Source organism: Chitinophaga sp. S165 (assembly GCF_003182155.1).
GTDB lineage: Bacteria > Bacteroidota > Bacteroidia > Chitinophagales > Chitinophagaceae > Chitinophaga.
In genome coordinates this window covers 348412-365166 of record NZ_QGTG01000005.1, presented here as the reverse complement: position 1 = coordinate 365166, position 16755 = coordinate 348412, and the positions used below count along the sequence as shown (strand labels likewise).

Annotated in this window: 13 protein-coding genes; 8 read left to right on the top strand and 5 right to left on the bottom strand. The window is 45.3% G+C overall.

The genetic code is table 11. From position 1 onward, the window contains the following. The first annotated feature begins 112 nt into the window (after positions 1–112). The 3 genes from C7475_RS20815 to C7475_RS20805 are packed head-to-tail and all read left to right on the top strand — an operon-like array spanning position 113 to position 3411. On the top strand, positions 113–1102 hold the full coding sequence (locus tag C7475_RS20815) for a PKD domain-containing protein (RefSeq protein ID WP_158286565.1): 990 nt from the start codon (positions 113–115) through the stop codon (positions 1100–1102). A gap of 32 nt (positions 1103–1134) precedes the next feature. After that, positions 1135–1566, top strand: a complete 432-nt coding sequence (locus C7475_RS20810; RefSeq protein WP_110055313.1) for a GPW/gp25 family protein — start codon at positions 1135–1137, stop codon at positions 1564–1566. Positions 1567–1575: 9 nt separating this feature from the next. After that, complete coding sequence (locus C7475_RS20805) at positions 1576–3411, top strand: type VI secretion system baseplate subunit TssF (protein WP_110055312.1); 1836 nt, start codon at positions 1576–1578, stop codon at positions 3409–3411. 610 nt (positions 3412–4021) lie between these two features. Here the strand turns inward: C7475_RS20805 and C7475_RS20800 are convergent. From C7475_RS20800 to C7475_RS20780, 5 genes are read right to left on the bottom strand one after another with little or no spacing between them, the layout of a single operon-like run. After that, positions 4022–5098 carry a transglycosylase SLT domain-containing protein gene (locus tag C7475_RS20800; protein WP_110055311.1) on the bottom strand — a complete coding sequence of 359 codons (1077 nt, stop codon included), beginning with the start codon at positions 5096–5098 and terminating at the stop codon, positions 4022–4024. Positions 5099–5108: 10 nt separating this feature from the next. Further along, positions 5109–6110: a hypothetical protein gene (locus C7475_RS20795; RefSeq protein ID WP_110055310.1), complete on the bottom strand. Its 1002-nt coding sequence runs from the start codon at positions 6108–6110 to the stop codon at positions 5109–5111. Then, a complete protein-coding gene (locus C7475_RS20790) occupies positions 6067–7443 on the bottom strand; it encodes a DUF5458 family protein (RefSeq protein WP_110055309.1) in 1377 nt (458 codons plus the stop codon). The genes C7475_RS20795 and C7475_RS20790 overlap by 44 nt, the downstream gene beginning before the upstream one ends. A gap of 51 nt (positions 7444–7494) precedes the next feature. Further along, positions 7495–7941 (bottom strand): hypothetical protein, encoded by a 447-nt coding sequence (locus tag C7475_RS20785; protein ID WP_110055308.1) that lies wholly within the window; start codon positions 7939–7941, stop codon positions 7495–7497. A gap of 53 nt (positions 7942–7994) precedes the next feature. Beyond that, a complete protein-coding gene (locus C7475_RS20780) occupies positions 7995–10454 on the bottom strand; it encodes an AAA family ATPase (RefSeq protein ID WP_110055307.1) in 2460 nt (819 codons plus the stop codon). A gap of 1251 nt (positions 10455–11705) precedes the next feature. Between C7475_RS20780 and tssD the strand changes: the two genes are divergently transcribed. The 5 genes from tssD to C7475_RS20755 all read left to right on the top strand — a co-directional run bounded on the left by tssD (position 11706) and on the right by C7475_RS20755 (position 16754). Further along, positions 11706–12098, top strand: coding sequence for a type VI secretion system tube protein TssD (gene tssD, locus C7475_RS20775; protein WP_110055306.1), 393 nt, complete (start codon positions 11706–11708; stop codon positions 12096–12098). An 86-nt stretch (positions 12099–12184) separates the two neighbouring features. Beyond that, positions 12185–12682, top strand: a complete 498-nt coding sequence (locus C7475_RS20770; RefSeq protein WP_158286564.1) for a type VI secretion system amidase effector protein Tae4 — start codon at positions 12185–12187, stop codon at positions 12680–12682. A 6-nt stretch (positions 12683–12688) separates the two neighbouring features. Then, a complete protein-coding gene (locus tag C7475_RS20765) occupies positions 12689–13498 on the top strand; it encodes a hypothetical protein (protein ID WP_110055305.1) in 810 nt (269 codons plus the stop codon). A 10-nt stretch (positions 13499–13508) separates the two neighbouring features. Beyond that, a complete protein-coding gene (locus tag C7475_RS20760) occupies positions 13509–15362 on the top strand; it encodes a type VI secretion system Vgr family protein (RefSeq protein ID WP_110055304.1) in 1854 nt (617 codons plus the stop codon). 9 nt (positions 15363–15371) lie between these two features. Continuing rightward, positions 15372–16754, top strand: a complete 1383-nt coding sequence (locus tag C7475_RS20755; RefSeq protein WP_110055303.1) for a hypothetical protein — start codon at positions 15372–15374, stop codon at positions 16752–16754. The last annotated feature ends 1 nt before the right edge of the window (position 16755 follow it).

The window sequence follows — 16755 nt, the reverse complement described above, 5'->3', positions numbered from 1 at the left end:
AATATTTAAAATTGCATAAATTGAAAAACCCATGACCCCGCGCAAGTCCCAAAACGAGCGAAGACTAAATACGTACAGGCCCTTTAGTAAAATTACAAGCCATATTGACCCAATGGTATTGTATACATTCCTGTCTTTACTTGCTATCAGCATCGTTCTGCTGGCATTCCAGGCATCTAACAGGGAAACCTGCAGCGAAGCTGCCATTGTACTAGCCAGTCAGCAACATGCCAGTAAAACCAATTCATTTACGGCTGGAGAAGTGATCACGTTCAGAGCAGATCTGAAAGGTAGCAGTAACGATGGATTAAGCTGGGATTTCGGCGACTCCACAGCCGCCGCCCCCGGACTTCAGGTATATCATGCTTTCAGCAAAGCCGGCAGTTATACTGTTACCTTACGCCGCGGTAAATGCGACTGGCGTCAGGAAGTGATCGTGCTGAATGCCCCACCAGAGAAAGAACCCGATACCAGAGGAGATATCTACCCGGTCATAGATGGTCCGGAAGAAGTGTTTGTAGGCCGATCCGTCACTTTCTCCAATCGTACGCCTAATGCCCACAGCTGGTCATGGCAACTGTTGCAGCCTAATGCAGAGACCCATTCCGGCAACTCCGTTAAATACACCTTTGGTTCTCCGGGAGAACGTATCCTGTCCCTTATCGTGAATGGCGACAGCAGCAAAATGGTAACTAAACGCATTACCGTGTTCAGTGCAGCGCCTCAACGTCCCGCAAATGACCATTTTGAGCCTATTCCTTTCCCTGAAGAGCCAAAACCTGTAGATCCGTCCGCCGGAGCAGCAGCTGTGCCAGAAAAGCCTAAAACGCCTGCTATTTCGGATGACGAGTTTAAGTTCTTCCTCATGCAGGTTGTAGATAAGCAAAAAAATGCGTCAGACTTCTCTCCGTATCTCTGTGACAATCTCGGTGCACGTGTGCTGCTGAATGATAAAGACACTGATACTTTCTCACACTTCTGCTCCAGGATCCGTGGTAAGAAACGGTTCAAGATAGAACTGGTGAACCTCATCAAAGACCAGAACGGTTGTGTGAAAGAGATCCGGGTAAGATATGACAAGAAATTCCTCGGTATATTCTGATCATTTACACGAGCTGATGAAAAACGAGCTGTATGAAAAACCAGTATTATAAACTGCCACTGGACTTTTCCCGCGTCCTGCAAAAGAAAGACTTGCCGGACTGCAGCCTGGAAGATTCCGTGGCCCAGCATATACACCTGCTTATCACTACCGTACTTGGAGAGAATAAAGACGATCCGCAGTATGGCTGTAAGTTGTGGGATTCGGATTTCGATATCCGTGCATCCAACAACGAGGTAAAGGAACAGGTTGAGATAGCCGTTAAGGCTGCGATCTCCCGCTACGAACAGCGGTTAACACAGATCAGGGTAATGGCGATGGTCAGCCAGGAAGAACTGGCCGGCATTAACGCACGTAAGATCAAAAAGAAGATCAAAGTGACCATTACCGGTACCCTGTCCCGCAACAAAACACCATTCAATTACAGCAGCTTCTTCTATGTAAGTCCGCTGTCGTACGATTAAAGCCATGCCATGCCCAAAGAACAAAAAGAAAGGATAAAAGACCGCATGCTGAAAACAGCTGCCAGACTATGGGGATATCCTGATGCTGAAGTGGAGTCTTCTTTCGATCCCATTGTGCAATTATTGCTTGAAGCCTGTGCCAGCGAGCTCGAAAAGATCTCCGGTGAAATGGACGTATCACATGCGCGCCTCGTTGAACGCCTGGCGCAGATCATGATGCCGGAACCCATTACCAGCAGTCAGCCTGCCTATGGTATCTTACATTCCTCCAGTAATGAATCATCTACCACCATTACATCAGAACACCAGCTTTTCTACACGTTGCGGAACGGCTTCAGTTCAAAGGACCTTTTCTTCATGCCCCTGACCAGGCATCGCCTGTTCCGCGGACAGATAAAATACATGGCTATCGGCAATAAGTTGTTTGAGACCCGTGAACACTGGTTTAAAGAACAGATATTGCAGGGCAACCTGCAGGCCGATACGCCTCCCAATCATCTCTGGATGGGTCTTTCCTTAGAAACCCCTCCTGCTTCCATTGAAGAACTGTCGTTCTTCTTTGATCTCAGGAACGCACACCAGCAGGAAATGTTCTATTACTACCTGCCGCTTGCACGGTTCTTCCTCGGCGATACCGAGCTCACAGTGAAAAGCGGGTATAGCCATAGCCGCGATGTTGCTTCCGAAGATCTTGATAACATTATGCAACAACCGGCCTTCGATACCAACGCACGGTATGGTCAACAGGTATTACAACGCTTCCGGCATCATTTCCTTACCATCAGTAAACCGGCATCGTTGCCGCCCCAACCCGCTCCTCCCGGCGCTTTGCAACAGATCTTCGGACAGGCCTTCTCAAAGCTGCATCCTGATACCTGCTGGATCAGGGTGGAATTTCCCGAAGCGATCAGGCATACTTTACTGGAAGACTTATTCTGTAACATCAACTGTTTCCCTGTTGTCAATAAACGCATCAATGAGCAATCGCAACGCCTGAACCGTTACCTCAACATCATGCCCTTGCATACTTCGGATATCTATTTCGACATCAAACGGGTATATGATGTTACAGGTACTGACTATCACGTCCGTAACTTCACCACTACCGGAGAAATGCAGGAAGGCGAACTCGTGGTACGCAGTAGTGGTATAGGCAGATTTGACTCCCGCGAAGCAAAAGAGATCATTGCCTACCTTATTGAAGTGATCAGGGATGAAAGCTCTCTGTTCGAAGAAGTACGGAATGACTATGTTTCCAGTCGCATAAGGGAACTGCATCAGCTGATAGCCTCTCTGGAAGAACAGCTACAACCGGGTACCAACCGTGGTAACATTCCTTACCTGATGATCAAGCCACGTGAGGATGCCGACTTTCTGTTCATAGAGTTCTACACTACCAATGGCAGCATTGCCAATAACATCCGGATGGGTAGCCGTTTACAGGAGTATGGCAGTGTACAGCTACAACCGGGATCCATCACATTATTATCTAACACACAAGGTGGCAGGGACCGTCTCAGTATAGATGAGAAGATCAATCTCTACCGTTACCACCTGCTCAGCCGTAGTCGTATCGTTACGTCTGAAGATATTAAAGCATTGTGCCGTTACGTCATCGGTAATGAGTTACGGGAAGTTACTATTTCAAAAGGCGTCTCTGTTCTGCCTGGTGCGGCTGAAGGCTATAGCCGCACATTGGATATTAAACTAACACTGTCCAAACCTGCGGCCAACTATGCAACTGGCAACCTTGTTTATCTTAAAGACGAGTTGCTGTCTCAACTGAAAGAACATTCTGCGAATAATTATCCATATAGGATATTTATGAATGAGGTGTTGATGTAAATTCTTCTTTTAGTGGATGGGAGATGCTCCCAGCACGTTTTACAACATGCTGAGAGCATCTCCCTACGAATATCTCAACACCATCATTCTGGACACATTATGATAATAAACACTATACAGCGTTCATTCACAATGAAGAATAGGCAGACTTTTTATTAAGCATCAACCGCGATTATTGAAGCAAACTAGCACAATTAAAATAATGAGCAAACAAAGCAGATGGAGGATTCAATAAGCAAATGAAGCAAAGCAAACCAATTGTCAAACTACTTCCGGAAAACAGTAATCAGTATACACACATACAATATTAGCTGCACTGAATTTATACGATAAATCATTATGGGGAGAACAGAAGCGGCAGCGGTTTCAGTTGGGAATCGCGGGCCTTCGGCTCTTTGAGATACGTTTGATGCAGCTAAATAGAGATCCAATGTCCATACGCTTGAAAAAGTTCAATAGCATTCCAACCAAAGAGGCGCCGACCGCGATCCCAAGCTGAAACCGAAACGCTTCGGGATCAACCAGAAACAAACGCCCGGTTCACACTATCTGGGAGTAAGTCTATCAATAAACACATCTCTTTTACGAACTGTAAAAGCTCTTACTAATTTCAAATCTTCAACAACCGCACATCCTCACCCGATTTCAATGAAGCTGGCGGCACTCCCTTCCTCCCACCAGCATCACAAAGTGTTATAGTATTTCCAAAACCAAGATCAACATAAATACGATCGCTCACGATCCATCCCCTGCCTGATAGTTTAGTATTCTTACGGATATAGACGCCATTCGCCTGAAGATCATCCAGGAGAAGGATACTCACCAGCTGACCATCTTCAAAGGTATTATCACTTTGCAAACGTGCAGAGAATGCGGCAGTAACTACCGGCGTCTTTCCCCGCGTCCTGGTATCAACAGTAATGCGGATGGATTTGAAATCTCTACTGCCAGATGATGCTATAGCCTTTGAAGATTCTCCCGGCTGTACAATACCCGAGGCAGGCTTAGAAAAGACTGAGACATTCGCATTCGCCTTATTGAACACGTTATAGCCAAAGCCGGGAATATAAATCTCAGGACTTTCGAATAACTGTTTAATAGCAATGATCTTGTAAATGTATTGTGCCGTCTCATTATTAAGCGCCAGCTGATAATAGTCGATACTCCCCTGCCTTTTTACGTTCCGGGAAATGTTGCCGGCGCCTGCATTATATGCAGCAGCAGCCAGCGTCCAGGAGTGTAGCTGGCCGTAGAGTTGCCGGAGATACCGGCAGGCAGCATGTGTAGACTTCAGCAGGTGATTACGTTCGTCATTATCGTATCGTACTTCCAGCCCCATGGCAGCGGCAGTAGCAGGCATGAACTGCCAGACGCCCTGCGCACCAACTGCGGAAGTAGCATTGGTAAAACCACTTTCAACAACAGGCAGGTATTTAAAATCTTCCGGTATATTGTACTGCTGTAAAATTGGGATAATAACAGGAAAATAGATATCGGTCTTAGCCTTGAGTACCGGCAGGAAGTTACGGTACTTCAAATGTCCCTTAATGACGTCCATCAGTTTGTAGGAAACGAAGTCGCGTTCCATAGGAACCATTTCTCCGCAGAAACTCACCTGCTGTGCAGTGCCTGTCAGAGCGAATATACAGAGACAGCCAACAAACAATATGTAAATAATGGTACGCACGCGAATGAACCTATTTGCTGATCATATACTTTGGTAAGGCGCTCACAGGAGTGTAAAGCACTATCTGATTGTCTGTAGCCTTATTGTACATTACCAGGATGATCTCATCATTCTTTTTGAAATCTCGGGCAGCGGCTACATACACAACACTTTCATCAGCCCTGCCTGCAATAGTTGACAACCCTTTTCTGTAGAGTACCGGCATAGTGAACAGCGTGGCCGTATCTGCTTTGGTCTTGTGCATCAATGTTACCTTATTGATCACATAAGCGTTGCCTGAACGGTTCCTGATATGAAAACTAAAGTATACCAGGTTGTTAAGGCTCATCCCCTGGGAAAAGCTCAACGTGATACCATCTGCCGTGGTTTCATACTGATGACCACCTCTCCGCTGCTTCCGGAAATCTTCCGCAATGTTGCCTACTGTTACCGTGTCAATGCCCGATGCGGCAATGGCGGCATCCTCAGTTTCTTTGGAATTGTCTTCCTCCTGTGCGGAAGTTGTGCTGCTCCCTGAACCGGCATTGCTACCCGTTTTAACTGAATTGCCGGCAGAAAGATTGTACTTCAATCGCGACAATTCTGCTTTTTCACGGAATGCAAGTATCAGGTAATGTATATTATTTCCTTCCCTGATCACCAGGTTTGTGGCTTTGGGGTTGACCACGGTAGGCCTGATAAATACTACGTTACCATCTACTATGCGATAATCGTAATCTGCGTTCTTGCCATCTCCGATCTGGAATGTAGTGATTGCTGATCCACAGGTAATAAGGGTGACAGCGCCTTTAGTTGTAATAATGCTATCTGTCTGTGATTGTCCGAATGCATTGCACCATGACAATAAAAAACAGAAGACGCCTGTTAAGACATACTTCATCTGATAATCTTTTCCTTTCTTAATTTTAAAATGATGAGGAACAGTGAAGCTGAAGACTGTCCTGCCATTCAACTTCACTGCCTTCAAATCAGGATTTATCCTGTTCGTACTCAGTATCCCATTCTGTTGCATCTTCTCCTTTATGTCCCTCCATTTTGATCATGAAGTTCTTTGCAGGGAAGTATGGTTTCAGATGTATATTGAGATGGATACGATCTTTCTGAATAGGGTCCTGCTCAAACTTACGAACATTAAAATCCTCGATCAGTTTATCAGGCCCTGTAATGCTGTCAAGGAAACGTATGATCTGTTTCATCAGATCTTTACGTGTGTTGGCATTGAAGTTCTCAAAAGCACGACGGTTCAGGAAGTCCATCATCACTTTTGTCACATAGTCGAATACGCGTACAACAGAGTAAGTTTGTAAACCAATATTATCGCCATTGAACAATGTCTTGGCACTGAAGGCCATTACTTTGCCGTATTCTTTTACCATGGGTATCAGACCCATTTTTTCCAGACTGGCAATTTCACTTTTCTTCAGTTCAAACTTCACACCGTCCACTTCATTCATGCCCCCGAATTTCTTACCTGCCGTTACCTGCGACATCAGCGTTCTATAGATCTTACCTGCGAGTGCGCCGGATGGAGGAACATAGAGATTGTCCTGTTCTTTGATCTCATCAAACTTTCCACGGCCTACCAGCCAGTTACACGTCATGATCACATTGGAACGATGTATTTCACCACCGGTCAGGTTAGCCAGTTCAAACATCTCCATCACGTCGTCAGGCGCGTCAAGATGAGAGAAATCTGTTACCAGCATGGTCTTATTTTCATAAGCGATCTTCGCCCATTTCTCCAGTACTTTATTGGAACCGAGATAACCAGGAATAACCAGCAGACTGTAGTTATCACGCAGGTCAAGACGGTCATAGTTGCTGACCAGTTCCTGATGAATAGCATCGATAAATCGGGTATTGTCCAGGTCTTTCAGCTGGTCAAGCTCTACGTTGATGAAAGCAACGTTCTTTACTTTATCCGACTCTGTGTTCTTGAAGAAGAGGGCGACGTTGCGATAGGATTGTTCCAGTTCGCGGGTGGCTTCAACTGCTTCAGACAGGTTATTGTTCAACACTCTTTCCGACTGTTCAGAATGTTCTGTACAGAAGCTGACCATATCGGGCAGGTCCTGTGCTTCCGTCAGTACTTTTTCCCAGAGCTCGAGGGTCTTCTTCAGTTTGTCCCGCTCTCCTTTTTTGGTACTTTCTGTTAAAAAGATATTACGGCGTGCTTTACGCTCGGGGTTCAGGTTCTGCACACCTTCAATAGCGCTTTCCAGCAGGTCAAAACCGCCGTATTTCGCCAGTATGTCAATATTTTCCTGCAGGGATACGGGTTGCTGTTTCGAGGCCGAAGTTTGCAGCTCTTCCGGCTGCTCCTGCTGTTTTTGTAATTCTGCCATAAGAACAAGTTGTCAATTGTCAATTAGGACTCAGGAATCATTCCTGATATTTCACTTTGTGTTCAGGTCTGCCACCAATGCGCGGATGGATTCCAATAATGCCTGCCTGGCAGCGGGATCGGCCAGGGCTGCTTTCAGCACTTTATTTGTTTTCAGATGTTTCATGATCTTGAGGTACTGTTCCTTTTCTGTAGCGAGGTTATCCAGGAATGCACTCTGTGCGGTAATACCCTTCACACCGAAGTCGCCAAGATTGTGGAACTCGAGATTTTCGGGGATAGTACGGCCTTCTGCATCATGGAACAGCATGTTCACAGCAGGCTTGTAATGTTCAAATACACCTTCTACAGTCGTTAGTCCCTGCACTATTTCCGGTTTAACAGGTGTTTGCTGGGTCAACTTTTCAGCAAACAGGGTCCGGTTATGAGAGATCTCAACAATGGCCTCATTAGCGTCGAGTTTTACCTCGTTACCGCCAATACCGTAATTGTCATTCATATCATTTGGTTTTTACAACAATAAATGTTCTATGGTCGTTCTTCTGATCTTCCCTAAACTTCCTGAACGCCCGTATGCCATTGCAGCGTACCTTGAGCGTCTACATCCAGTTTAACGGTCATGTGGGGTTGCAGGCTACCTTCTATGATCATACGTGACAAGGGCTTCCGTAACCTGCTTCGGATCACTTCTTTCAATGGACGGGCGCCATACTGCGGCGAATATCCTTCTGCCGCCAGTTGTTCTCTTGCCGCAACAGATACTTCCAGCGTGATCTGTTGCTGCGTTAGTAACTGCAGCAAATGTTTAAGGTGAATATCAAATATCTTCACTACGTTTTCCTGCTGAATAGGGCCGAATGGTACGATCTCTGTGAGCCTGCCAAGAAATTCGGGTCTGAAACTTCTTGACATGATCTCCATCAACTGTTGGGAGGCGGGTATCACACCCTGTCTGAAAGACTGGGCAATGACATCGCTTCCGATGTTTGAAGTGAACAGGACCAGGGCATTTGAAAAATCGCCGGTCTTACCCAGGCGGTCGTGCAATTTACCTTCGTCCATTATCTGCAGGAAAATATCAAATACTGATGGATGCGCTTTCTCTATTTCATCAAATAAAACAACGGCATAGGGTTGCTGACGGATCTTGTTTACCAGCAATCCCCCTTCTTCATATCCAACATATCCCGGCGGAGCGCCATATAGTAATGCCGCCGAATGTTCTTCTTTAAATTCGGACATGTCAAACCTGATCATGCACCGCTCATCCTGGAACAAGAAGTCTGCCAAAGATTTCGCCAGCTCCGTTTTACCGGTACCTGTCGGCCCGAGAAAAAAGAACGATCCTATCGGCTGGCCCGGTCTGCTGAGACCGGAGCGTGATTCTAAGATCGCTTCCGCAACAGTCTTCAGTGCATGGTCCTGCCCTACTACCCGCTTCCGCAATTCGAGGTCCATATTCACCAGCCGTTCACGTTCGCCCGACTGTATCTTACCCAAAGGGATACCCGTACTTTCTGCGATCATCGTAGCCAGATCAGTAGCTGTCACAGCTGTATGCTGTGTTTGCACTAATGGCTCCAATTGTAATATAATATCTTTCAATGCGGCCTTTAATGCAGGCACATCGTCGATCTTATATACGTCATTTTCTATCTGTAAACGCGTAGTCAGTAATGCGCTGAAACGATGCATACATTGCTGATACCACCACAACAGTTCTTCTTTGCTATCGCCTGCAGCTTCCAATTTTATTTTCAGGTCTTCAAGTGTCTGCGCAGCGGTGTCCTCTGTAGTACGTATAGCTGCCAGCGTACGGTCCAGGAGATTAACAGCACTGTCCGGCAAACTACGTTCTTTCAGGTAACGACGGGACAGCTTGATCGCCTCGGTAATAACGTCGGGTGCTACCTTCAGATTATAATAGCTTTCATAATCCGGCATCACGGCCTGTATCATACGCCCAGCTGTTGACTCGTCAGGCTCGGATAATTGTATGACCTCAAAACAGTGTCGCAGTAAACCATCGGGTTCTATCAATTTGCGATAGCCTTCCGATGTACTCGTCGCGATAAGAATAACCTCGCCTTTGTTCATGGCGGCCTTCAGTACATTACCAATGCCACCGGCTGAACCGGGTTGTTTGTCCAGTAAGGTATGCAGATTATCTATGAATAACACATGCCTTCCGGCACCCTGCAATTGTGTGATGATCTGTTGCAGACGATCTTCCAGCTCATTCTTATAAGCAGCCCCGGCGATGAATGCACCGTAATCCAACGCATAGATGTCGGTCTGTTGTAATTGCTGCGGCGCCTGTTTATTAACAATAGCCCGGGCTAATGCATCAGCCAGAGCGGTTTTCCCCACGCCACCTTCACCTGTAACAAGAATGCTTGACCGTCCTTTCCGTGTCAGTATCTCAAACATGGAACGTACTTCCGCATCCCGTCCCGCAAGTGCATGTTTTGCCTGCAGCCGCTGAGCGTCTGTAAGCTTGTAGATATATTTCTGAGCAGTAGCTTTACCTGAAACAACCGTTGTTTTAGGAGCCGCGTTATTAGTGTTATTATCTTTTTTATTAAAATGAGTCAGCAGTTGTGCTCTTTGCAGCGGAAATGTCTTTAGCTGTTCAAATGAAAAACCTACACCGGGTGTACTAAGCGCCACTAACAGGCACCAGGCATCCGCAGTATCAAGATCATATTCTAATCTTACAGCGTCCGCTTCCTGCAACACGTTTGCAGCGTAATCATCCGCCTCCGGCTCTTCTGGTGAACGTCCGGCTTTAGCAATATTATCTAGCCTGACTTCAGCCCATTCTTCCAGGTAATAAGTATCAACATCCATTGCCTGTAACTGTGAAACAAGACCTATCTCTTTATGCAGACATGCGAGTAGTAAATGAGCGGGCGTATAGTTCACATGGTGGTGTTCCTTTGCCAGCGCCTGTGCGATGCGTATTGCAGTCTGCACTTCCGGAGCATATATGGTATACGTAGTCAGGGTCATTTGGGTAGTTCAAGGTTTTTCAGTGAACTGTTTAAGGGTTAAATATTACATCGATCTGTTCCTTAAATGTAATATCGGGTTTTAATCTTTCAAAGTAAAGATACTGCGAAAATGTATATGAAATATTTATTACGCACACGAAAGAGGGATTAACATATTATGCCATTTGTAAGTATCGTGTATACATAGTTTATACAGCTGTAACAGGGAATAATTATAAAAATTGAAGGTCCCCGAATAAAGAACAGATAATAAAAACACATCACATATCAGTTTTCCAATACAAGCTTTTTTCTCCTTGTCACTTACCTCCATTTATCGCACCCCCTATAAGCACATGCTTCTGAACAATGGGCATCATCTTCTAAAATCCATATAAAAGGCATTTTAAGCCTTTTTTAGCCATTTAAACGGCCAAACTGATAATGGATCAGGAAAAACACTAAATCGCCAAAAATGGCTAATTATAAACGAATTCTGCCATTACCCTTAAAGTGTATACTCTATACTTCTAACGGTCCGCAGCGGCCGAATATACAGCATAGATGTGGTAATAGCATTATCAGTATTTACTGGCATTTTCAGTATTCCCGGGATGCAAACCCGGTCTGAGTAGGCTTTGATCTCTATATCTCCATATCGCGAAACCGTCATCTGGCCGTCACTTTACCGTCATCTATATATCCCTTCGATATAGAGATGACGGTAAAATGATATGGAAGTGACGGTGAAGCGATATGGACGAACAGAGGAAAGACCGATGAAATAAGGATATAATGCAGATTAAACTGCGAAGACTCAATACAGCTGTGACAATAAAAAAGAACCAGATTGAGAAAACCGGCAGCAGTACAGGTCTTGTCATAATTTGGGAGACCGGCCGCTGCGAGCTGGAAGGTCAACGCCAGAATCACTGTAAGCCTCATCACATTCCGAACTGCGAATCATCGTAAGTCATATGCAATAATTAAGTAACACCAGCAGCCAGGGCATTAACACCGCTTTTTGATAAAATAATTTCGAATATGTCCCAGAATAATTATTTTCGTGCTGACCATGTATCTTTATATTAGTTAATCCGGCATCTGAATTGTAACTATGGAAAAACCTGCCGCTAACAAAGCAGTTAATCCGAGCGGGACCTACTGAAAATGAATACACGTTGTCCCCAATTTCCATGTACATCTCTCATTTGCTGCCATAAATAAATTTGTTAACGATACCATATTTATCAAGCTAAACCTCAAGGATATGTCATTCAAAGCAGTATTGCGTTTAGATGGTGAAGAAATCAACGTACTGGATTGCCAGTTTTCCTTCGCTCAACATACGGACCACAATGGAAAACCAGCTGCCCGTCCTACGGGAGGAGCGCTGACAGTTTTACTCGAATCAGACGGGAATACGAACCTCTTCGACTGGATGATCTCCAACACACAGACGAAAAGCGGTAGCATTGTTTTCTATCGCCGTGACGCTATGTCTAAAATGAAAGAGTTGAAATTTACAGATGCATACTGTGTCGAGTATGCTGAACATTTCAAGGCTACAGGAGATGTACCTATGCAGATAAAACTAGTACTGTCTGCCCGGGAGGTACAGCTGGGCAGTTCTACCTATCAGAACCCATGGCCGCAGTCGTGATATAATTCATCAAGCGCTACAGGATTGTTCCATTGCCGGTGTACATATTACCGCAAACGTGTAATTCTTACTTAAAGCATGTATCCATGGCCCTGAAGAAATTTCCTGCTTTCAGTACATTGTGGGCAAGTTATCCACACGATTCAGCCGCTCCTCCCGGTAGTGCTCATGCTATGCCCTGCGACGAAAAGGATAAGAATGGTTTCTATCATTACGAGAACCAATGCGCCATCCGTATGTCCTACTGCCTCATCAAAGCTGGCATTTCACTTGCAAATTACACTGACCCTAAATGTAAGCACGGCTATGCACGCGGAGCGGAAAGCCTGGCTACCTGGATCTGGCGCAACTTTGGTGTGCCCTTGCAGGTAGATTGTTCCAATGCTGCGAAAAAAAATGATTTTATTACCAACCAGTACTGGTCAAAAAATGGCATCATTTTCTTTAAAGACTTCTATGGAAATAATAATGCAGGAGATCACATAGACCTCCTGTATCATGTCAATACGCAGATCAGAACGGCTACCGGTGATTATACCAGCGATAGCCGGGTGAAACAGATCTGGTTCTGGGAAGTAAACTGAAATTGTATGAAGACATTACACATCATTTGTGCCTTACTGTTATGCGCCGCTGTTACAGCCTGTGCGCAGACGCCCACTAATAAAGTAACGGTACTGGATGCCGTGTGGATGCCCAAAGTTTATCTGGATGCAAGAAAGGTACATCCTCCGCAGGACACTTTCTGGAAGACCGTCGACTTCGCAAAATATCTCAGCCCGGTGAGCGCTTTACGTATCTCTAATTCTAACCGGCAACAACAGGTCAGTGTTTATACTTATGGCGCAGAGAATTTCCCAATTGCAGTAACAGGCAATAAACATATAGGCACTCGTAAAGAATGGCTGCTGGACAAACCTATTTTTACCGGTGGGCAGTCCGCAGTCTATGACAGTGTACACTTTAGTCTGATCAGCCACGACAATGACCGTACAGACCTCTGGGTCGGATTAGCATACGGCGATGGTAAGATGGATTCCATCCAGCTTGCGCCTGTACCTAAAGAATCTGCCGGTGCACCATTATGGATGCATGCCAATAACTACCTGGCCTACTATTTCAAAGGAAAGCATTTTGATATTTACGATGATAAAGGCGCACTGTTGTACAATGATGTAAATACAGATTCCAGTGGCGCCATTAATGGATTGCCAGGATATAGATCCTGGAGCATCACTTCAAATAACATCTTCCAGGTAATAGCCGATAACCAGGGAGATGCCGGTATTTCCAGCTTCAATGTTGCTTTCAAAGGAGAGAACATCTCCCTCCAACCAGAACAGGCCGCAGGCCCCTTGAACAAAACACTTGTTTTGAAAGAAAAGACAAATAAAAATTAACTCTTTTCCCATGGCACTTAATACAAAAACCTCATTCTCCATAGCCGGACAACAATTCGAAACGTTTAACACGATCGAATTGCGACAATACATTAATGACCATCACGAATTTGAGATATATGTCAGTTATGACTGGTTTGAAAAACTGGGAGGCGGCATGTCCGGCGCTGCCAATAAATTCCTGGGGGAAGAAGCAGAGATCATAATAGCACCGGCAGAGCAATTGCCTGGTATGAAAGACCTCATCTTCAAAGGCATTGTGACCAATATTACGACCGGTAAAGCGGGCGACGGCACACATGGCCATTGCATCATTCGCGGCCATAGCCCCAGTATACTGCTTAACGATGACCCTCACATTGCCGCTTATGAAAGCAAATCCCTTTCAGATATTGTTTCCGCCACAGTGAAAAGCTATCCTCCCAATGTACTGAAGACAGCTATCAATCCGGAGAACAAAGAGACACAGAAATATGTGGTCCAGTACAATGAAAGCTCTTACGCTTTTATTACACGCCTGTCTGAACGTTATGGGGAATGGTTCTTCTATGATGGCCAGCAACAGATCTTTGGAAAATATTCTCCACAGAAAATTACGCTGACACACCAGATCGATCTCCTTGACTTCAATATTGCATTATCGGTACTACCGAACAACGCCAAGTTAAATGGTTATGACTACCGCCAGGACAAGGTAGTGGAAGATACCACTCAATCCAAAGAAACAGGTAAACTGAATACCTATTCGCAGCATGCCAGTGACATTAGCAGTAAGCTGTATAATCGCGAGGGATTATACAAAATGAACTACGCTTTCAACAGCAGTGCCAAGTCGCAGATGGACAAACTGGCTACATTGCAGAAGAAAGGCAGGCTGGCAAAGATGGTGACCCTTAAAGGCAGCAGCACGAATCCCGCTGTGCGTATAGGAGATACTGTTAGTATAAAAGAATCTTTCTCAGGTCAGGAACAACATCATGGCGAATTCATGATCACTGGTGTACGTCACTATTGCGGCGCCAACGGAAGCTATCATAATATGTTCGAAGGCATCCCGGCAGATGCAGCAGCACCTCACATTAACCTCGCTAACATTCCATATACAGAACCACAATCGGCCGTTGTGACCGACAACAATGACCCTAAAGGACTGGGCCGGATCAGGGTACGCTTCCGTTGGATGCAACAGGGACAGACCCCATGGATACGTGTAGTATCGGCATCAGGCGGTGGTGATAAAGGGATGTTCATCATGCCGGAAGTAGGAGAAGAAGTTATTACAGAATTTGAAGGCGGCAATCCCGAACAACCTTTCGTGATGGGCGCTACCTATAATGGCGGTGCCAAAAGCAGTTATGGCAATGCTGGCAACGATATGAAAGCACTGAAGACAAGAAGCGGCAATACCATCCTGCTCAATGATGCAACAGGCAGTATTACTGTAACAGATAAGAATGGCAGCAGTATGGCCATGGATGGTGCAGGAAATATCACCGTGAGCTCCCAGACATTGATCACAGTGAAAACAGAAGATCATATAGTGGTGGAAGCGCCCAATAAGATAGAACTGAAATCTAAAGAAATACATCTTATAGGATCAGAGAAAGTATTCATTGGTGAACAGAATGCCAGCATGCTGATTGACAACGCGGCCAACAACATTGCCAGTGGGGCCAAGACTATCATCTCAGCTGCAGATGATGCTAATTTCGTCACCAGCAAGTCCAACCTGTATATTGATTCAAAGAACCTTTTTGCAGCAGGAGAACAGGTAGTGAATATCGGCAGTGAAAAAGGAAATGTAAAAGTAAATGGGAAAATAACCACTGATATTGTAGGTGGTATGCTCAATCTTAATTGTTAAACACATCTTATGAACGAGCATAATCCCATAGCGCAATTAGTGAATCTTATCCAGAAACAGTGGCTGGAGAAAACCGCCAATAAGCCATCTCTCAGATTCGTAAGGTTCATCATTAAACCGGAAGAGGCAAGGGTTTATGAAGGCTTCTGCAAACTGGAATCTTCAGAACATGGCAGCTTACCGGAAGTATTTGTAACCCAGCTAACGTCTTTTGAAAATGAAGATACTTTCAGTGCAGCCCTGATCAAAGACTGGCTGCATACATACGAAAAGAGTATGGCCTTAGTACAGCAGGTGCAGGAGCGGACACTCTTTACCTGGGACCCGCGCCCGTTTCAGCAGCTATTGGAACGTAACAGCGGAACTCCAATGGACGATGTATTGGTGTCACTACTTGGCAGCTTCCGGCAATCACTGCCTCAACAGCATAAGCAACTTGTACTGGCTTTAATACCCCGTCAGGTGAGCAGTACAAAAGATATGAAGAACTGGATCGCTAACCTTTTGAAGAAAGGTATTCCTGCTGGCGTAAAACTCCTGGTGATCGATCATATAAATGCAGATCATTTTGCCTTTCATGACCGCCAGTTTCCTGATATGGTTTGCAATATCCATATTCCCATGGACCTTCAGGCTGCTATACAGAAGCTGGCTACCAGCGGCAATCCCAATGACCCGGAGATTATGTTACGCAAATGTGTATTTGAAATGGGCACTGCTATGAAAGATAAAGACCTGAAACGGCTTCATCGCTGGGGGCAACAAGCACTGGACGCGACTCAGAGGAGTGGCAATAAAGGACTGTTTGCTACTGCCCATATCATGTATGCAGGCGTCTTATTTCATTTCAAAAAAGACCCGAAAATACCCGAGCTGCTGGAACGCGGGCTACGTATTGCAAAACAGGGTATGCAGCTGAACGATGGTGCATGTTTACCACTACTGGTACAATTCTATGGCTATCATGGCGCCTACGCACAGATACGCCGCCGTTTTACAGAAGCCATCAACTGGTTCATCCAACAGGCAGAACTTGCAGAACAACATAAATTCTCTCAACAGGCATTGAATGCCTGGTACCAGGCAGCAGAGCTGTGCAGAAGAAAAGACAGTGGCCGGTACTATGAAGTACTCGAAAAAGGCTATAAATCGGGCCTGCATTTATCTGATGAAGAGATCAGCGCCTCTATCTATATTTACCTTCTACGCGATTATTACACTTACGCGCATGCCAATCGCAAACATGATATTGTACAAGCCATAGATGAAAAGATGGGCAGAGTATTCGGTAACGACTGGAAGTCGGATGTAGACAATATCCGGAAGAACCGCGAACCCATGATCCTTCCGCTCGAAATAGAACAAAATGAGGCGCTTCAGCCTTTAAAATAAT